This window comes from Amycolatopsis sp. NPDC058986, from assembly GCF_042741125.1.
Taxonomy (GTDB): Bacteria; Actinomycetota; Actinomycetes; order Mycobacteriales; family Pseudonocardiaceae; genus Amycolatopsis.
In genome coordinates this window covers 127,576-146,314 of the sequence record NZ_JBHYJW010000001.1, presented here as the reverse complement: position 1 = coordinate 146,314, position 18,739 = coordinate 127,576, and the positions used below count along the sequence as shown (strand labels likewise).

The window sequence follows — 18,739 nt, the reverse complement described above, 5'->3', positions numbered from 1 at the left end:
CCTCCTTCCACACGCCCGTCCGGGACTCCTTTCCGGACGGGCAGTGAGGAGAAGGAGCGTGACGACGTGATCATCCTCGGTGTCATCCTGCTGGTCGTGGGATTCGTGACCGGCATCCAGGTGCTCTGGACGATCGGTATCATCCTCGCGGTGGCCGGTGCCGCACTCGCCGTGCTCGGCGCGACCGGGCGGCAGATCGGCGGCCGCGCGCACTGGTACTGACCCGCGACCGGCGCACACTGCCCGGCGTCGAGCGCCTGTCGCGCTCGGCGTCGGGTCAGCAGCAGTGTTCGCCGCGCCAGGCGGTCCTGCCCTCCCTGACCGCGACGGCGGCGATCGCCAGCGCGACCACCGGATCCGCCCACCACCAGCCGAACAGCCCGTTCAGCAGCAGACCGGCCAGCAACACACCGGAAAGGCCGGTGCAGAGCAGCGTCTGCCGGGAATCGGCGACCGCGCTCGCCGAACCGAGTTCGCGGCCCGCACGGCGTTGCGCGGCCGAAAGCAGCGGCATCACCGCGAGTGAGACGGCGGCCAGCACGATCCCGGTGACCGACGGCCGGGCTTCCCCCGCCCCCGCGAACGCCCGGACCGCGTCCACGGTGACATAGCAGGCGAGCCCGAAGAAGGACAGCGCGATCACCTTGAGCGCCAAGCGTTCCCGCGCTTCCGGGTCCCGTCCGGAGAACTGCCACGCGACCGCGGCGGCAGACGCGACCTCGACGACCGAATCGAGCCCGAAGCCGATCAGCGCGGCCGAAGACGCCCGCGATCCGGCGATCAGCGCGACCAACGCCTCGACGAGGTTGTAGCCGATCGTCGCCGCCACGAGCAGCCGGATGCGGCGGACCAGCACCGCCCGGCGATCCGCGGCGAGCACGCGGGACTCCCCCGCGCAGCAACCGTCCGGGCAGCCTCCGGCAGGCGCGGGAATCACGCTTCACTCCCCACGGCCCGGTCCTCGTCCGCGCAGTCGTCGGCGGGTTCGACGGCGAGCACGACCTGGACGAGTTCGCGCAGCGCGCGGGCGAGATGCGCGTCGGCGAGTTCGTATCGCACCGAACGGCCCTCGTAACTCGCCACCACGAGCCCGCAGCCCCGCAGGCAGGACAGGTGGTTCGAGACGTTCGACCGGCTCAGCTCCAGCTCGGCGGCGAGCCTGCCGGGATAGCGGGGCCCGTCCAGCAACGCCGTCAGGATGCGGCACCGCGTCGGATCGGCCAGTGCGCGGCCGACGCGGGTCAGCGCGGCCTCTCGAGTCTCACAGGTCACCACACACTGAACAGTACAGCACTGACTGACCTATCGAACCGATCAGGCCCCGGGAAAATAAAGGGCCCTCCGGCTCCGAGGGGGAGGGAGAGCCGAAGGACCCCGTTAGTGGTAGCACATCGTCGAGGCGGTGTACACGCGGACCTACACGATCGGGTAAGGAATTCGGTCTCGACGGACCACAAGGGACACCGGCGGGCCCCGCCCGGCGGGCAGCTGTCCGGGACGCCGAAATCGTCCGCCCCGCCCGGAATCCGGCCAGGACAGCATCGAGGGGCGCCTCCACGCGGGAGGCGCCCCTCGATGACGGGAGGCTCAGGAAGCTTGGGACAGCACGATTTCCGCGTGCTGCTCGACGACGCAGTCACAGGCCGCGTCGAGGGTGTGGCAGTCGATGATCAGGGCGTGCCGCACGCGATCGTCATCGGTGCAGCCGTCGTCCGTGCATTCGGCGAATCCGCCGTCCGGATGCACGACCAGTGTGCCGTGACAGTGGTCGATACCGGCGGTACAGGACGCACAGTCCATGATGCTGTTCCGCCTTCCGTGTCCTGCGGGCTTCCGCGATCTTGCTCGATTCGACCCGACTGCTTCTTGGTACCACCCGGGGAGGCCAGAGTCTGGCATACGCGCGGCGTGTCGCCGTCACCGGTCCGGTACTCCCGGTGAACAGCCTGGTCACCGCCTCGGCCCCGCCCGGAGTCCACTTCGGACCCACGGTGCGCCGACACGCGTACGCAGACGGACGACTCGCGTATCCGGACGGACGACTCGACGGTGTCAGGCGCTCTTCGGCGAACGCCGTGCGCGCGGTGTGGCGGGCTTTTTCGCGGTTTTCGGGTCCGCTTCGGACTTTCCGGACGCCTTGCGCACCGCGGGTTTCCGCGCGGGGGCGGGTTTGCGGGACTTCTTCGCCGCGTTGACGCTCGCCTGCAACGCCGACATCAGATCGACCACGTCGGCCTTCGCCGCGACCGGGCCGGGTTTCGCGGTCTCGTTCCCCGCGACCTTCGCCTCGATCATCGATTCGAGCGCTTCGCGATAGCTGTCCGAGTACTTCTCCGCCTCGAAGACCGGTTCCGACAGCGAGTCGATCAGCGAACCCGCCATGGTGATCTCCTGCGCGCGCACCTGCGGGAGATCCTCGTGCAGGAACGGGAAGTCCGGGGTACGGACCTCGTCGGGCCACAGCATCGTGGTCATCACCAGGACGTCGTCGTGCACGCGGAGCACGGCCAGGCTCTCCCGCTGCCGGACGGCGACCTTCGCGATCGCCACGTGGCTCGCCTTCTGCAGCGCGTCCCGCAGCACGACGTACGGCTTCACGGCGTTCTTCTGCGGTTCCAGGTAATAGGTCTTGTCGAACTGGATCGGGTCGATGGACTCCATCGGCACGAACTCCAGGACGTCGATCATGCGCTGGGTGGGCAGCGGCAGGTCGGCCATGTCGGCGTCGGTCAGCACCACCATCTCTCCGTCGGGCAGCTCGTAGCCCTTGGCGATCTCGGCGTAGGGCACTTCCTGCCCGTCGACCGTGCAGAACCGCTTGTACTGAATCCGCCCGCCGTCGGCCTCGTGCACCTGCCGCAGGGAGACGTTCTTGTTCTCGGTGGCCGCGTACAGCTGGATCGGGATGCTGACCAGCCCGAACGACACCGAGCCCTTCCACATCGCCCGCATGCCCGCACCTCCGCCGATCGCAGAACCCGTACTCACGCTACGTAACAACCGTAACCCGAAACGCCCACCCGCGACAGTCCGGCCAGGGGTGACAGCCTTCTTCCAGTGTGCCCACCGCGACCGGAAGGCCACCCGGAAGTGTGCCCGATTCGTGCGTGACGCGCAGATTTTTGCGTGCCACGCAACTTTTGGCTACGCTCGCCGTATGCCCTCCGAATCCCGGTCGCGGCCCGGCCTGCGCGAACGCAAGAAGCAGGCGGCCCGTCGCGCGCTCAGCGAAGCCGCCCTGCGCCTGGCGGTCGATCGCGGCCTGGACCAGGTGAAGGTCGAGGACATCGCCGCCGAAGTGGGCGTCTCCCCGCGCACGTTCAACAACTACTTCTCGTGCAAGGAGGAGGCGGTCTGCGAGTTCGTCGTCGATCGCCAGCACCGCGTCCGCGACGCACTGCTCGCTCGTCCGGCGGAGGAGCCGCTGTGGGAGGCCATCACCGGCGCGGTGCTCGAACAATATTCGCGTGACGGCGAACCCGATCGGGCCTATGTTTCCCGGGTCCGCGCGCTGATGGGGCATGCTGCCTTGCGGGGAGAGTTCCTCAAGGCACATCACACCGTCGAACGCCTCCTCGCCGACGCCATCATCGAACGGGCCGAAGCCGACACCGGGGACGAGCTGTACGCCCGTCTGATGGCCGGGGCGGTGGAAAGCGCGGTCCGGCTCGCCTTCGTCGAATGGTTCACGTCGGACCAGCAGGTGTTCCTGCCGACGCTGACCCGGCTCCTGGGGGAACTGTCGGCGGGTTTTCCCACGCTCACCACCACTTCCGGTCGCCGGGACACGGACCGGGAAAGCACCATCGCTTAGCACCACCCGAACGACAACACCACCACTGGGGGGAGTCACCGTTGTGCTGATCAAGCTCCTGCGCAGTCATCTGCGCCCGTATCAGGGCGTCCTGTGGCTGGTCGCACTGCTTCAGCTCATCCAGACGCTGGCCGGGCTGTACCTGCCCACACTGAACGCCGACATCATCGACCACGGCGTGGTCAAGGGGGACATCGGCGCCATCCTGGGCATCGGCGGCGCGATGCTGCTGGTCTCGCTTGTCCAGATCGGCGGCTCGCTGGGCGCGGTCTACTTCGGCGCGCGCACCGCGATGGCGCTGGGCCGGGACGTCCGGTCCGCGGTCTTCCACCGGGTGCAGGACTTCTCCGCCCGCGAGGTCGGCCAGTTCGGCACCCCGTCGCTGATCACCCGCACCACCAACGACGTCCAGCAGGTACAGATGCTGGCGCTGATGACCTTCACCCTCATGGCGTCCGCGCCGATCATGTGTGTCGGCGGCATCATCATGGCGCTCAACCAGGACGTCCCGTTGTCCTCGCTGCTGCTGGTCATCGTCCCGGTGCTGGGGATCGCGGTGAGCGTCATCGTGGCGAAGATGCGCCCGGCCTTCCGGCTCATGCAGGAACGGCTGGACCGGATCAACCAGGTCCTGCGCGAGCAGATCATGGGTATCCGGGTGATCCGCGCGTTCGTCCGTGACACGCACGAGCGCGAGCGCTTCGCGAAGGCCAACGACGACCTGCTGACCGTGTCGCTGCGGGTCGGCAGGCTCATGGCGCTGATGTTCCCGATCGTGATGCTGGTGATGAACGCCTCCAGCGTCGCCGTGCTCTGGTTCGGCGGGCAGCGCATCGATTCGGGCAGCATGCAGATCGGCGCGCTGACCGCGTTCCTGTCCTATCTGATGCAGATCCTGATGGCGGTCATGATGGCCACCTTCATGTTCATGATGGTGCCGCGCGCGGAGGTCAGCGCCGAGCGGATCACCGAGGTGCTGGACACCGAGCCGAGCGTGCGCCTGCCGGTCACGCCCATCCGGCCCGGTGCCGTGCACGGTCATCTCGAACTGGCCGGGGTGGAATTCCGTTACCCCGGCGCGGAAAAGCCGGTGCTGTCCGACATCTCACTGATCGGCCGCCCCGGCGAGACGACCGCGGTGATCGGCAGTACCGGCACCGGGAAGACGACATTGCTCAACCTCATCCCCCGCCTGATGGACGCCACGGCGGGCTCGGTGAAGGTCGACGGAGTCGACGTCCGCGACCTCGACCCGACGACCCTGTCGTCGGTCGTGGGGCTCGTCCCGCAGAAGCCGTACCTGTTCGCGGGCACGATCGCGAGCAACCTGCGGTACGGCAATCCGGACGCCACCGACGAAGACCTGTGGCACGCGCTGGAGGTCGCGCAGGCCAAGGATTTCGTCGAGCAGAAGCCGGAAGGACTCGACACGCCGATCGCGCAGGGCGGCACCAACGTCTCGGGCGGCCAGCGCCAGCGGCTGGCGATCGCCCGGATGCTCGTGCACAAGCCCGAGATCTACCTCTTCGACGACTCGTTCTCGGCGCTCGACTACGCCACCGACGCCGCGCTACGGCGGGCGCTGGCGGCCGAGACCGCGGAAGCCACCGTCGTCATCGTCGCGCAGCGGGTCAGCACGATCCGGGGCGCCGACCGCATCATCGTGCTCGACGAAGGCCGGGTCGTCGGCACCGGAACCCACCACGAACTCATGGACGGCAACGAAACCTATCGGGAGATCGTGCTGTCGCAGCTGACTGAACAGGAGGCGGCATGAGCGACGCTTGCGAGCGAATCATCGACATCATGCGCCAAAAGGGACTGGACACTGTCTCGCGAAGCGAGGCCATCGCATGAGCACCACCGACTCCTCGGAGACCGCCAAGACCGAAGCGGGCGAGCGGCCGACCGCCGCGCGGACGCACGGGAGCGCGCCCGGGACGGGGCCCAGCCAGAGCGGGCCCGGCAGATGGATGTCCGGCGGCATGCCGCCGGAGAAGGCGTTGGACTTCAAGGGATCCTTCGCCCGGCTGCTGCGCCTGCTGCAGCCGCAGCGCGCGGCGCTGGCCGGGGTTCTCGCGTTCGGCGCGCTGAGCGTCGCGATGACCGTGATCGGGCCGAAGGTGCTCGGCAAGGCCACCGACCTCATCTTCGCGGGGGCGCTCGGCCACGACATGCCGGCCGGTCTCAGCAAGGAAGCCGTGATCGCCGGGCTGCGGGCCCACGGCGAGAACACCAAGGCCGACATGCTCGGCGGCGTCGACTTCGTGCCCGGGGCGCCGATCGACTTCACCGGGGTCGGCCGGATCCTGCTGATCGTGCTGGGCCTGTTCGTCATCGCGTCGTTCTTCTCGCTGATCCAGGCGCGGCTGACCACGACGCTGGTGCAGCGCGCGGTGTTCGACCTGCGGCAGCAGGTGGAGTACAAGTTCGCGCGGCTGCCACTGAAGTACTTCGACCGCCAGCCGCGCGGCGAGGTGCTGAGCCGGGTCACCAACGACATCGACAACCTCGCGCAGTCGCTCCAGCAGACGCTCGCGCAGATCGTGTCCTCGGTGCTGACGGTCATCGGCGTGCTGGTGATGATGTTCATCATCTCGCCGCTGCTGGCGGTGATCGCGTTGCTGACCGTGCCGGCGTCGGTGTTCGTGGCGGCGAAGATCGGCAAGCGGGCGCAGCCGCAGTTCATCAAGCAGTGGTCCACCACCGGGCGGCTCAACGCGCACATCGAAGAGATGTACACCGGGCATTCACTGGTGAAGGTGTTCGGCCGCCGCAAGGAGGCGCAGAAGACCTTCGTCGAGCACAACGACTCGCTGTACGCGTCGAGTTTCAAGGCGCAGTTCATCTCCGGGATGATCCAGCCCGCGATGATGTTCATCGGCAACCTGAACTACGTGCTGGTGGCCGTGATCGGCGCGCTGCGGGTCACCTCGGGCGGGCTGTCGCTCGGGGACGTGCAGGCGTTCGTCCAGTACTCGCGGCAGTTCAGCCAGCCGGTCACGCAGATCGCGAGCATGGCGAACCTGCTGCAGTCCGGTGTCGCCTCGGCGGAGCGGGTGTTCGCGCTGCTGGACGCCGAGGAGCAGGAACCGGAACCCGCCGAGCCCGCGCGGCCCGAGGTCGTCCGCGGCCAGGTCGAGTTCCAGGACGTCTCGTTCCGGTACCTGCCGGACACGCCGCTCATCGAGAACCTTTCGCTCAGCGTCGAACCGGGCCACACGGTCGCCATCGTCGGCCCGACCGGCGCGGGCAAGACCACGCTGGTCAACCTGCTCATGCGGTTCTACGAGATCGACGGCGGCCGGATCACCCTCGACGGCGTCGACATCGCGAAGATGAACCGTGAGGAGCTGCGCGACAAGACCGGCATGGTGCTGCAGGACGCGTGGCTGTTCGGCGGGACGATCGCGGAGAACATCGCGTACGGCGCGGACAACGCCACGCGCGAGGAAATCATCGAGGCCGCCAAGGCGACGCACGTCGACCGTTTCGTGCGTACCCTGCCCAACGGCTACGACACGGTGATCGACGACGAGGGCGGCACCGTCAGCGCGGGTGAGAAGCAGCTCATCACGGTGGCACGGGCTTTCCTGGCGAAACCGGCGATCCTCATCCTCGACGAGGCGACCAGCTCGGTCGACACCCGCACCGAGGTGCTCATCCAGCGGGCGATGAACTCGTTGCGGGCCGGCCGGACGAGCTTCGTCATCGCGCACCGGCTGTCCACGATCCGGGACGCCGACGTCATCCTGGTGATGGAATCGGGCCGGATCGTCGAACAGGGCGACCACGAAACCCTGTTGCTGACCGGCGGCGCGTACTCGCGGCTCTACGCCGCCCAGTTCGCCGAGGCGATGGCCGAAACGGACTGACCGGGAAGCGGGCCGAAGGGGACTTTCGTCGCATCCGACGCGAGGAAAGTCCCCTTCAGCGCGTCCGCCGCAAGGAAAGTCCCCTTCGGCCCGAACCCCCGTACGGAGGTTTCCCGGTGCGACGGAAGGGATACGCTGGGGAACGACCGAACGGGGAATGGGGGTGCCACGGCCGGATATGGCGGAACAACTCGGCGAGTACCGGCGCAAGCGTGATCCCCGGCGCACCTCGGAACCGTGGCCGCGGCGGCCCGAACCCGGCGCCGACGACCTGTTCGTGATCCAGGAACACCACGCGCGCAGGCTGCACTGGGACATCAGGCTGGAACGCGGCGGCGTGCTCGTGTCGTGGGCGGTCCCGAAGGGCCTGCCGATGTCGCCGGACGTCACCCGGCTCGCGGTGCACACCGAGGACCATCCGATGGAGTACGCCGATTTCGAGGGCGAAATCCCCGCCGGCGAGTACGGCGGCGGGCGGATGACCATCTGGGACCGCGGGCGGTACGAGACGCTGCACTGGAACGACCACAAGGTCGAAGTCGTCTTCCACGGAACGAAGGCGCGCGGCAAGTACGTCTTCGTCAACCGGCACGATCCGGAGTCCGAACGGGACTGGGTGCTCAAACGATTGGACCCGGCCGAACCCGGCCGCGAGGAGACCCCGTCGTTCCTGGCACCGATGGCGGCGAAACCCGGCCGGTTCCCCGCGGTGTCCGAAGACGCCGAGTGGGCCTACGAATTCGCCTGGTCCGGCCAGCGCACGATGCTCCGGGTGTCCGGCGGGCGGGTCACCGCCTACGACGAGTCCGGGGCGGACGTCACCGCCCGCTACCCCGAACTGCGCGGGCTGGGCGACCAGCTGGGCTCCACCGAAGTCCTGTTGGACGGCGAAATCGTCGCGTTCGAGGACGGCAGGCCGAGCGCCGAGGGTCTCCGCCGCCGTGGCCAGGCCGACGCGGCCGCGGCGAAACGGCTCAAAGACCGTTATCCCGCCTTCTTTCTCGCCTACGACCTGTTGCATGTGGACGGTCGGTCCTGTCTCGACCTGCCCTACACCGCACGCCGTGAGCTGCTCGACGGCCTCGACCTGACCGGGCCGTTCTGGCAGGTGCCCCAGCACTACCTCGGTGACGGCGGCGCGGTCGCGCGCGCCAGCCACCAGCACGGCCTCGCCGGGATCCTCGCCAAGCGCGCGGACAGCCCGTACCGTCCCGGCCGCAGCACCGGTGACTGGCTCACCATCACCGATCCGCACGTGCAGCGGGTCGTGCTCGGTGGCTGGCGGCCCGGTGGCGGACGGCGCAGCGGGACCTTCGGCTCACTGCTGCTCGGCGTGCCCGAGGGCGACGCGCTGCGGTACGTCGGGAATGTCGGCGTCGGATTCTCCAGCGCCGAGCTGGACACCCTGTCCCGGCGGCTGAACCGCCTCACCCGCAAGACTTCGCCGTTCCACGAGGTCCCGGCACGACAGGCCGAAGACGCCCACTGGGTGCGGCCGGTACTCGTCGGCGAAGTGGTCTACCGCGGCTGGACCTCAGGCGCCTGTCTCGCCGCGCCGCGCTGGCGTGGGCTGCTCGAAGACGCCGCCCCCGAAGACGTCGAACCGGACGAATGACCGTCACTCGCGGGTACGGCGCGGGAAAATCGCCAGCGCCGCGACCGCGGCGACGACACCGGCGACGGCGTTGCCGACCCACGCACCCGCGGACGGCGGCGTCTCCGCGTTGAACCGCAGCACACCGGGCGAGGCCACGGCCCAGGCGCCGAGGACCGGCGCGACCCACCACAGCGGGCGCAGCCGCTCGTCGAGCGTCCGCCCCGCGGCGAGGCCCACCAGCGCCAGCCCGGTGACGGTGTTGCTCACCGCGAGGTCCGCGGCGCCGCCGAACCGGGTGATCCAGGGCGCGACGATCAGGTAGAGCCCCGCCAGCACCACCAGCCCGGCCCCGGCCCCCACGGCGCCGCGTGCCGTGCCCATCCGCTCCGGATGCGTGACCGGGTTGCTTCCGCTGGCCATGAACGATCACCTCGAACCCTCTGGTCGGTCCCGTGTCCGCTCCCCGGGTACCCACCCACGGCGCTCCGGAACATCGGACTTCACCGGAGGCCACGGCGGCTCAGTACTGCTTGAGCTGCGCCAGCGCTTTTTCCGCGGACGCCGCGTGCTCGGCCATGTCGCGCCACGGATCCGCCTTGCGCGCCAGGCGCCGCTTGATCCGGTCCGGCGTCCAGCCGTCCGGGGCGGCCTTGCCCAGCTCACCCCAGTCGAGCGGGGTGGCGACCCCGGCGGCGGGCCGCGCGCGCAGCGAATAGGGCGCGATGAACGTCTGCGTGTAGCCGTTGCGATTGGTGTCGAGGAAGACCCGGTCCCCGCGCTTGTCCCGGCGCTGCGCCACGGTCAGCCGCTCGGGGTCGACCCGCACGAGCAGTTCCGAGGCCTTCAGCGCGACCTGCCGCACGACGGCGTAGCTCGCGGTGGGTTCGACCGGCGCCACGACGTGGAAGCCGCGGCCGCCGGTGGCCTGCAGGTACGCGGTGAGCCCGACGGCGGTGTACACCTGCCGGATCAGCTTGGCGATGTCCCGCAGCTCCCGGACGTCGACGTCGTCGGGCGGGTCGATGTCGATCACGACCATGTCCGGCTGCTCCAGCGCGTCCATTGTGGACGTCCAGATGTGGTACTCCACCACCGCCTGGTTGGCCAGGTACACCAGCGACGCGGCGTCGTCGCAGATCACGTGACGGACCGTGGCCGAGGTCCGCTGCGGGACGTTCTCGACCCGCAGCCAGTCCGGGAAGTGCGAGCTGGCCTCCTTCTGGAACCAGGTCTCCCCGTGGATGCCGTGCGGATAACGGCGCAACGTCAGCGGGCGGCCGCGCAGATGCGGGACCATCACCGCGGCGACGGTGCGATAGTGCGCGACGACGTCACCCTTGGTCAGGCCGCTTTCGGGGTAGAAGACCTTGTCCGGATTGGACGTTCGTATCTCGTCCGGGTTCACCGGTCCTCCCGCACCACGTCGGCCGCCGCCTTGTCGTCACGGATCCCGGCGAACCGCGCGTGCCGGAGCTTGCCCTCCGGCGTCCATTCGGCGAACCCCGCCTGGATCACCAGTTCCGGGCGCACCCAGTGACTGCCGCGTTCGCGCACCGTCCCGGCGAACGGCGAGGACCGCTGCTCCAGCGGCGTCAGCCTGCCGAGCAGTTCGCGCAGCATCGCGTCGTCGAAGCCGGTGCCGACCTTGCCCGCGTACCGCAGCGCGCCGTTGTCGTGGTACCCCAGCAGCAACGCGCCGAGCCCGGACCGCGTGCCCTGCGGATCGGTGTACCCGCCGACGACGAACTCCTGTTCCCGTACGCACTTGAACTTCAGCCAGTCGCTCGAACGGCCTGGGGTGTAAGGCGAATCGGCGCGTTTCGCGATCACGCCCTCCCAGCCGTTGCCACAGGCTTCGGCGTAGAACCGCTCGCCGTCGCCGTTGCGGTGTGCCGCGTACCGCAACGGATCGCCGAAGTCGAACGCGTCGCGCAGCAGTTGCTTGCGCTGGCGCAGCGGCAGTCCCACCGCGTCGATACCCCCGAAGTGCAGCAGGTCGAACGCGTAGAAGTACACCTTGACCCCGCTGCGGCGCGCCCGGCCGGGATCGGTGAGGTGCATCCGCGGCTGCAGCGCGGCGAAACTCGTGCGGTGGCCGTCGAACGCGACGATCTCACCGTCCACGACGAACTGTTCACCGCCGCGTTCGGCCAGCGCGTCCGCGATCTCGGGATAGGCCCCGTTCATCGGTTTGCGCGCCCGGGACCACAGCCCGACCTCGCCGCCGTCGCGCACGCAGAGCGCGCGCACGCCGTCGAGCTTGCGCTCGAAGACCCAGTTCGGGTCCGAGAAACGCCGCTCGGTGAGGGTGGCCAGCATGGGCTCCCGCCATCCCGGCCGGACCAGGTCCGTCACAGCCAGCAGGGTACCCGGCACCACCGTGACCTCGCCTGATGAAGATCCGCCTGGCCGGAAGCTGTCCGTCGCCCTCATGCGGACAGCTTCCGGCCGGTCCTCGCTAGAAGTACGTGATGTCCCAGTGGTCGCCCTCGTCGCAGTAGAGGTTGCCCGACGCCGCCTTCCACTGCGGGTAGCCGTCCCCTCGCTTGCCTGCGTAGGTGAAGCTGCGCTTGACGTAGCCGTCGAGACAGCTGTTGTGCGAGATGTCCACTTTGTAGCCGTTGTAGTGGCTGTAGGTCCCCGCGGCGTGGCCGACCTCGGTCCCGCCGGTGATGCCGAGAGCACAGCCGCTCGCGCGCTTGAGCGTCAGCACGCCGTCCACCGTGCTGACGTTGATCTGCTCGTAGGAGGTGCAGTGGGAGTTGGTCCGGGTGGTGCAGTCACCGCTCGACGAGTGGGTCACGCCCGCCGCACTCAGCTTCGCCGCCGCTTGCGCCTGGGTCAGTTTCGTGACGGCCGACGCCGTGCCGATGGTGGCGAACACCATCGTCGCGGCCGCCGCGGTCAGTCCGAAGGCCGCTCGGGGCAGCATGGGTGAGAACCGCATGACTTGCCTTCCTCGGGGGTGTCCGGCAGAGGTGCCCGACACAGGACAGCCAAATCGGTGTCGCCATAACTTCGCCAAACACCCGGCCCTGCGGTGCCCAGGCGAGCCCGTCAGGTCCGGATTTTCGTCAAGACTTCACGAGTCCGCGCGGACTCGGGCGAGTTGCCGGTGACGGCGTTCAGCTCGCCCAGCGCCCGCAACTCCCACAGCGGGAAGCCCAGTCCCGCGAAGAGGTCGGCCGCGCGGCGCAGGACTCGCCGGGCGTCCGCGAGGGCGCCGGTTCCGGCGTAGGAACGGCCGAGGCTCATCAAGGCGTACCCGGCGCCACGCCGGTCGCCGAGATCGTGGAAGACGCTCATCGCCGCCCGCAGATGCGCCCGCGCGCCGGCGTGGTCACCGGCCAGCCTCCTGGCCTCGGCGAGGCTGCGATGCGTGTAGGCGGCCGCGTGCCGGTGCCCGATGTGGTCGAACAGCGTCAACGAGCGCGTCAGGCACCGCTCCCCCTCCCGCCACTGTCCCGCCTCGGTGTGCAGATCCCCCATGCTCCGCAGGACGTGGGCCTCCCAGTGCCGCTCCCCGGTCCGGACCGCGCCGCCCAGCGCGTCGTCGAGCAGGTCCGCGGCCTGGTCCGTCCGGCCGCCGCGGCGCAGCACGTCGGCGTAGCGTTTCGTCACCTGGTCGAGCGAACGTTCGTCGTCGCTGTGCTGGGCGAGCAGCAAGCTCGCCTCGAAGCTCTCGACGGAACGGGGGAAGTCGCCCAGGTCTTCCAGCAGCGAACCGAACTGGGCCGCCGTGACGGCTTGACGCCGCCGGGCGCCGCACGCACGCAACAGCTCGAGCGCCTCGCGCAGTCCTTCGACCGCGGCCCGCGCGTGGCCGGTGTCGAGGTCGATGTCGGCGATAGCGCTGAGCGCCGCACCGGTCTGTTCCAGCTCGCCGAGCGCACGGAACCGGGACTCGGCCATGACGTAGTAGCTGCGGGCCAACCGCCAGCGCCCGCCCTGGGCATGCACCGAACCGAGGGTCAACAGCCTCCCCGCCTCCGCGCGATGATCGCCCCGGCGCCGGGCGGCCACCAGGCCGCGTACCGAGACGGCCCACGCGGCGCGGCCCAGCCACGGCGTGCCCGCCCGCGCGGCGCACGCGTCGGCGAGCTGCCCGGTGAGTTCCGTCCAGCCGTGGCGCGACGCGAGGCGCACCGCGGCGGCGAGCTGCTCGGTGTCCGGTCCTGGCGCGGTGCCCCGGGTCCTGGCGAGCATCGTTTCGAGCGCCTGGCGCAGTTTCCCCGGATCGAGCCGGGCCCGGGGCTGCTCGGCCAGAGCCAGCCGGACGAAGCCGGGCAGGGTGTACGCCGGCCCCGGCAGCAGCAGGTGCCCGTCGGCGAGGGTGTCGAGCAGGTCCCGCACCTCCGGGAGCGGACGCCCGAGCAGCAGGGCCGCGCACCAGTCCGTGATCGGGCCGCCGAACGCGGCGAGCAGGGCCAGCACGTCCCGTTCGCCGGAGGTCCGCTCGCGCAGGGCCGAGGCCAGTAGCGTCCGAACGCTGAGGTCGCCCACGACGAGTTCGTCGAGTCTGCGGCGTTCGTCGGCGAGGCGGGCGGCAAGGTCGTCGACGCGCAGCCGCGGCCGTTGCGCGAGCTTCGCCGCGGCGATCCGCACGGCGAGGGGCAGCCCGGCGCACTGCCGCAGCACCTCCGCGACGGCCTCGGGTTCGGCCCGCGCCCGTTCCCTGCCCACGATCGCCCCGAACAGCTCGCGAGCGTCCACTGTGGACATCTCGGGCAGGACGATCGGACGCGCGCCCGGCAGCCCCGGCAGTGCTCGCCGGGAAGTGATCAAGGTGGCGCAGCCGGGCCCGCTGGGCAGCAGCGGCCGGATCCGGCGTTCGGCGGTCGCGTCCTCCAGCAGGACGAGGAGCCGCCGGTCCGCGGTCATCCCCCGCCAGGTGGCGACCAGCCCGGCGAAGTCTGCGGGCAGTTCGGCCGGAGCGACGCCGAGCGCACGGAGGAAACCGGTGAGTACCTCGCGCGGCTCGGCGGTCACGCTGGCCACGAGCTGCCCGTCGGGGAATCGTCTCCGCGCACGCCACGCCGCCCGCACGGCGAGAGCCGTCTTCCCCGACCCGGCCGGCCCGTGCACGACGACGGGCGCCTGGCCGCGCAACGCCTTGGCCACCGCGGTCAGTTCCGCTGTCCGGCCTGCGAAGTCCGGGAGGTCCGGCGGGAGCTGGGCGGGCGCGCCGCCCGCCGTCCACTCGGTACCGGCGACGCGCCGGTACACCGAACGCAGTTCCTCGCCGGGATGCACCCCGGCCTCGTCCCACAACGCGCGGCGGGTCCGCCGCAGGACGTCCAGCGCCGCGTCGCGCCGGTCCAGCGCGTCGAGCGCGCAGGCGAGCCGCGCGGCGACCCGCTCGTCGGCGGGACGCGCGGCCAGCACCGGATCCAGCCGGGCGACGACCGACGCCCCGGCACCGTCGGCCAGCTCCAGCTCGGCCAGCTGAAGAAGCACGGACCGCCGCCGGTCCTCCAGCCACAGCTTGTGCGCCTCGACCAGCGGGCCCCCGGCGACGTCGGCCAGCGCCGCACCGCGCCAGCAGGACAACGCTCGCTCGAAGAGATTCCGGCGCTCCACGCGATTCGCCGCGACCATCGCGGCGTTCACCTGTGCGCAGAAGTCGTCGGCGTCGAGTTCCCCGTCCGCGACGGTGAGCGCGTACCCGCGCGGCCCCGACCGCAGCCGCTGCCCGGCGTCGTCCACCGCACGACCCGGCGACACCGTCTTGCGCAGCTTCGACACCGTCACCTGCACGATCGCGGCCGCGCTCGGCGGGGCCCCGTCCGGCCACAGCTCGTCGACCAGGGTGTCCCGGGAGACGAACTCGTTCGGGCGAGCGAGCAGGATCGCCAGCAGCCTCCGCGGCTGGGCCGCGGACGGCAGCGGCACGGAAGCAGCCAACGGGCCGAGAATCTGGAACCGCACTGACGTCCCCACCAGCGTCGCGTCTGCATCGCACGGGCAGAGGCGAATCTAGCCGCTGACGCGGCGTCACGGACCCTCTCGCACGGACCTCACCCGGTTGGCCGCCTCCGTTCGGTGCAGCGGGACGCTCAGGCGTGGGCGAGCAGTTTCTCCAGCAGCTCCGGGTTGTCCGCGAGGCCCTCACGCAGCGCGCGTTCCCGCAGCGGCGTGAGCGGGCCGAACGGCGGATTCGACCAGTCGAGCGGCCCGAGCGGCGGCTGCGGATCGTACTCGACGGCGAACTGGACGATCCTGGCCACCTCGGCGCCTTCGAGCCGCTCGACGATGTGCAGCGCGAGGTCGATGCCCGCCGACACGCCCGCCGCAGTGATGACCGGGCCGTCCTCGGCCCACCGCTGTGCCACCGGCTTCGCGCCGAACGCGCGCAGCACGTCGCGGAACATCCAGTGCGTCGTCGCGGGCCTGCCCTCCAGCAGCCCGGCCGCCCCGAGCAGCAGCGAGCCGGTGCAGACCGAGGTCACCAGCTTCGCGCTCGACGCCGCCGAACGCAGGTAGCCCAGCAACGGCTCGTTCGCCAGCGCGCGGATGGTCGGCGGGCCGCCGCCCGGCACGAGCAGCGCGTACGGTGCGGGCACGTCGGCGAAGGTGTGGCTCGGTGCGACCCCCAGTGGTGTGTCCGTGCCGAGCCCGTCGAGCGTCTCCCCCACGACCACGACCCGGTACCGCGCGTCGAAGCTCGCCAGCGCCGAAAGCACTTGAAGGGGACCGACCAGGTCCAGCACGGTGAATCCGGGGTACACCACGAAGGCGAAAGTCTTCTGTTCTTCCGTCATGCCGCCACCGTGGCAGCGGGCCGGACCGCACGTGGCGAGGATGTCCGGAATCCTGCGAACCGTGTCTCACCGCCAGTTCAGGTGTTACCGTGCGGCGTATGCCGGGTTCACCCAGACGTGTCGTGATCATCGGCTATCCGGACGCCGACATCCTCGACATCGCCTGCCCGGCCGACGTGCTCCACGCGGCGAACAAGCTCGGCGCGCGGCCGGGGTACGAGATCCGGCTGGCCACTGTGGACGGTCGCGACGTCGAGTCCTCGTGCGGGCTCACGCTGCGCACCCAGCACCGGCTGGACCAGATCACCGGCGACCTCGACACGCTGATCATCGCCGGTGGTTTCGGGCACGAGGCAGCCGCCGCGGACGAGCGGATCCTCGGCCACGTCCGGCGGCTCGCCCAGAGCAGCCGCCGGATCGCCTCGGTCTGCACCGGCTCCACCGTCCTCGCCTCGGCCGGCCTGCTCAACGGGCGCCGGGCCACCACCCACTGGATCTACGCCAACCGGCTCGCCGAGCGCTTCCCCCAGATCACCGTCGACCCGGTCCCGCTGTACGTCCGGCACGGCAACGTCTACACCTCCGCCGGAGTGACCAGCGGGCTCGACCTGACGCTCTCGTTCGTCGAGGAGGACAACGGCCCGAGCCTGGCGCGCGAGACCGCCCGCGCGCTGGTCACCTACCTGCAACGGCCGGGAAACCAGGCCCAGGTCAGCATGTTCCTGTCCGGGCCGCCGCCCGAGCACCGCCAGGTCCGCGATCTGACCGCGTACATCGGCGAACACCTCGACGCCGACCTCGGCACCAACGCGCTCGCGCAGCGGGCAGGCGTCAGTGCCCGCCAGCTGACCCGGCTCTTCGACGCGCATCTGGGGACTTCGCCGAGCCGGTATGTCCGCACGGTCCGCACCGAGCACGCGGCCCGGCTGCTCTCCTGCACCGAGCTCCCGCTCACCGCGATCGCGCGCCGGTGCGGGTTCGGCTCGACCGAGACGCTGCGTCAGGCGTTCCTCGATCATTTCGACACGCCGCCCTCGGCGTATCGCCGCGTCCACCTTCGCCAGTCGCCCGCCTGATCCGAGCCCCGCCGCCACCCGGCCGCGCCCGCTGTGGAGGATGTGGTCGTGGATCGCCGAGACAATTCCGATGACGACACAGGCCCGATTCGCCGGGTCTCGGACGGTCCGTCGCCTTCGACACCGCGCCGCGTGCCCGGAACGACCCGGAACGCCGGAAATCCGCCCCGGCGCACGCCCCCCGAGGGCGGCCGCCGCCGCGCCGACACCGGCGAGACGCCACGCACCCGCGCGGACGTACCGCGCCGGAAACCGCCCACCCGGCCCGCGCCGAAACCCACCGCGAAGAGCACCGCCGCCGACGTCGGCCACGGGCATGGGCATGGGCACAGCCATGGCCACGGCCCGGCCGCACCCGCGTCCCACCGGGTCCGCCTGCTGCTGATCTGGCTGCTGACCCCGCTCGCCCTCGCCACCGTCGTGGGCATGATCGTGCTCTACCCGTGGGGCAAGGCGTCGCCGAAGAGCGTCATCCAGCAGGGAACGCCGGTGAAGGCGACCATCGCGAGCACGGTCACCGGGCCGTGTCTCGCGCCGGGCCAGGTCCAGGTCGGCACGCCGCCACCGTCCGACGGCAAGCCCTGCCTGACCGCCGAGCTGAAGATGACCGACGGCCCGGGCGAGGGCAAGACGCTGCGCCTGTCCGTCCCGATCGAACCCAGCACGCCGAGGTTCGCCGCGGGTGACGACATCGTCCTCGCCTACAACGGCGGCAACGCCGCGGATCCGGCGTCGTTCCAGATCGTCGACTTCCAGCGCGGGACGCCGTTGCTCGTCCTGGCCGCGTTGTTCGCCGTGGCGGTCCTCGTGCTCGGCCGCTGGCAGGGCCTGGCCGCACTCGTCGCGCTGGTGCTGAGTTTCGTCGTGATCGCGCTGTTCATCCTGCCCGCGATCCTCGCCGGGGAGAATCCGCTGCTGGTGGCGATCGCGGGCGCGGGGGCGATCATGTTCATCGCGCTCTACCTGACGCACGGGCTTTCCGCGAGAACCTCGGCCGCGGTGCTCGGCACGCTCGTCAGCCTCGCGCTCATCGGAGTCCTCTCCGCGATCTTCTCCGCCGCCGCCTCGCTGACCGGGCTCGACGAGGACACCGCGAGCTTCATCGGCTCCCTCGGCCACGGCATCGACGCGCGCGGACTGCTGCTCGCGGGCGTCGTCATCGGCGCGCTCGGCGTACTGGACGACGTCACCGTCACCCAGACCAGCGCGGTGTGGGAGCTGCGGCGCGCCAACCCGGCGCTGACCTGGCGCGAGCTGTACAGCTCCGGACTGCGGATCGGCCGCGACCATGTCGGCTCCGCGGTCAACACCCTGGTCATGGCCTACGCCGGGGCCGCGCTGCCGGTCCTGCTGACGTCGTCGATCTCGGGCGTCGGACTCGGCGCGCTGCTCGGCAGCGAGAACATCGCCGCGGAGATCATCCGGACCCTGGCGGGCAGCGTGGGGATCGTCGCGGCCGTCCCGGTGACGACGCTGCTGGCCGCGCTGATCGCGTCGCGAGAGCCCGCGGGTCACCTCAGCGGCACCACCAGTCCCCCGCGTTCACTCCTGTCACGCAAGCGAACCCCGGCGGAGGAACCTGGCCCCGTGTGAGGTACGAAGTCGGGCACACAGCG

The 18,739-nt window shown here is 70.5% G+C and carries 17 protein-coding genes; 7 read left to right on the top strand and 10 right to left on the bottom strand.

What is annotated here, in order from left to right:
• Nucleotides 1-66 precede the first annotated feature (66 nt).
• Entirely contained in the window at nt 67-222 is a 156-nt protein-coding gene (locus ACFW0G_RS00690) for a hypothetical protein (RefSeq protein WP_378322475.1), read from the top strand.
• Nucleotides 223-277: 55 nt separating this feature from the next.
• Here ACFW0G_RS00690 and ACFW0G_RS00685 read toward each other — a convergent pair whose 3' ends face one another.
• The 4 genes from ACFW0G_RS00685 to ACFW0G_RS00670 all read right to left on the bottom strand — a co-directional run bounded on the left by ACFW0G_RS00685 (nt 278) and on the right by ACFW0G_RS00670 (nt 2,952).
• Nucleotides 278-880: a cation transporter gene (locus ACFW0G_RS00685; RefSeq protein ID WP_378322473.1), complete on the bottom strand. Its 603-nt coding sequence runs from the start codon at nt 878-880 to the stop codon at nt 278-280.
• 53 nt (nt 881-933) lie between these two features.
• Nucleotides 934-1,275, bottom strand: coding sequence for an ArsR/SmtB family transcription factor (locus ACFW0G_RS00680; RefSeq protein ID WP_378322472.1), 342 nt, complete (start codon nt 1,273-1,275; stop codon nt 934-936).
• A gap of 312 nt (nt 1,276-1,587) precedes the next feature.
• Nucleotides 1,588-1,800, bottom strand: coding sequence for a hypothetical protein (locus ACFW0G_RS00675; RefSeq protein ID WP_378322471.1), 213 nt, complete (start codon nt 1,798-1,800; stop codon nt 1,588-1,590).
• 252 nt (nt 1,801-2,052) lie between these two features.
• A complete protein-coding gene (locus tag ACFW0G_RS00670) occupies nt 2,053-2,952 on the bottom strand; it encodes a Ku protein (protein ID WP_378322470.1) in 900 nt (299 codons plus the stop codon).
• 205 nt (nt 2,953-3,157) lie between these two features.
• On the opposite strand from ACFW0G_RS00670, the gene ACFW0G_RS00665 reads away from it, so the two are divergent.
• The 4 genes from ACFW0G_RS00665 (at nt 3,158) to ACFW0G_RS00650 (ending at nt 9,304) form a co-directional block, all read left to right on the top strand.
• On the top strand, nt 3,158-3,814 hold the full coding sequence (locus ACFW0G_RS00665) for a TetR/AcrR family transcriptional regulator (RefSeq protein ID WP_378322469.1): 657 nt from the start codon (nt 3,158-3,160) through the stop codon (nt 3,812-3,814).
• A gap of 43 nt (nt 3,815-3,857) precedes the next feature.
• Nucleotides 3,858-5,591, top strand: a complete 1,734-nt coding sequence (locus ACFW0G_RS00660) for an ABC transporter ATP-binding protein (RefSeq protein ID WP_378322467.1) — start codon at nt 3,858-3,860, stop codon at nt 5,589-5,591.
• A 76-nt stretch (nt 5,592-5,667) separates the two neighbouring features.
• Nucleotides 5,668-7,689 (top strand): ABC transporter ATP-binding protein, encoded by a 2,022-nt coding sequence (locus tag ACFW0G_RS00655; RefSeq protein WP_378322466.1) that lies wholly within the window; start codon nt 5,668-5,670, stop codon nt 7,687-7,689.
• 157 nt (nt 7,690-7,846) lie between these two features.
• Entirely contained in the window at nt 7,847-9,304 is a 1,458-nt protein-coding gene (locus tag ACFW0G_RS00650) for a DNA polymerase ligase N-terminal domain-containing protein (protein WP_378322464.1), read from the top strand.
• A gap of 3 nt (nt 9,305-9,307) precedes the next feature.
• On the opposite strand, the gene ACFW0G_RS00645 is transcribed toward ACFW0G_RS00650, so the two are convergent.
• The 6 genes from ACFW0G_RS00645 to ACFW0G_RS00620 all read right to left on the bottom strand — a co-directional run bounded on the left by ACFW0G_RS00645 (nt 9,308) and on the right by ACFW0G_RS00620 (nt 16,047).
• Nucleotides 9,308-9,706: an SPW repeat protein gene (locus ACFW0G_RS00645; RefSeq protein WP_378322463.1), complete on the bottom strand. Its 399-nt coding sequence runs from the start codon at nt 9,704-9,706 to the stop codon at nt 9,308-9,310.
• Nucleotides 9,707-9,806: 100 nt separating this feature from the next.
• A complete protein-coding gene (gene ligD / locus ACFW0G_RS00640; RefSeq protein ID WP_378322462.1) occupies nt 9,807-10,691 on the bottom strand; it encodes a non-homologous end-joining DNA ligase in 885 nt (294 codons plus the stop codon).
• Nucleotides 10,688-11,605: a non-homologous end-joining DNA ligase gene (gene ligD, locus ACFW0G_RS00635; protein WP_378322742.1), complete on the bottom strand. Its 918-nt coding sequence runs from the start codon at nt 11,603-11,605 to the stop codon at nt 10,688-10,690. The genes ligD (ACFW0G_RS00640) and ligD (ACFW0G_RS00635) overlap by 4 nt, the downstream gene beginning before the upstream one ends.
• 139 nt (nt 11,606-11,744) lie before the next feature.
• Nucleotides 11,745-12,233, bottom strand: coding sequence for a hypothetical protein (locus ACFW0G_RS00630; RefSeq protein WP_378322461.1), 489 nt, complete (start codon nt 12,231-12,233; stop codon nt 11,745-11,747).
• Nucleotides 12,234-12,343: 110 nt separating this feature from the next.
• Nucleotides 12,344-15,190, bottom strand: coding sequence for a tetratricopeptide repeat protein (locus ACFW0G_RS00625; protein ID WP_378322460.1), 2,847 nt, complete (start codon nt 15,188-15,190; stop codon nt 12,344-12,346).
• 152 nt (nt 15,191-15,342) lie between these two features.
• Complete coding sequence (locus ACFW0G_RS00620) at nt 15,343-16,047, bottom strand: DJ-1/PfpI family protein (protein WP_378322459.1); 705 nt, start codon at nt 16,045-16,047, stop codon at nt 15,343-15,345.
• Nucleotides 16,048-16,145: 98 nt separating this feature from the next.
• On the opposite strand from ACFW0G_RS00620, the gene ACFW0G_RS00615 reads away from it, so the two are divergent.
• Together ACFW0G_RS00615 and ACFW0G_RS00610 are read left to right on the top strand one after the other, a co-directional pair.
• A complete protein-coding gene (locus tag ACFW0G_RS00615) occupies nt 16,146-17,123 on the top strand; it encodes a GlxA family transcriptional regulator (protein WP_378322458.1) in 978 nt (325 codons plus the stop codon).
• A gap of 48 nt (nt 17,124-17,171) precedes the next feature.
• Entirely contained in the window at nt 17,172-18,716 is a 1,545-nt protein-coding gene (locus ACFW0G_RS00610) for a YibE/F family protein (protein ID WP_378322457.1), read from the top strand.
• Nucleotides 18,717-18,739 lie beyond the last annotated feature (23 nt).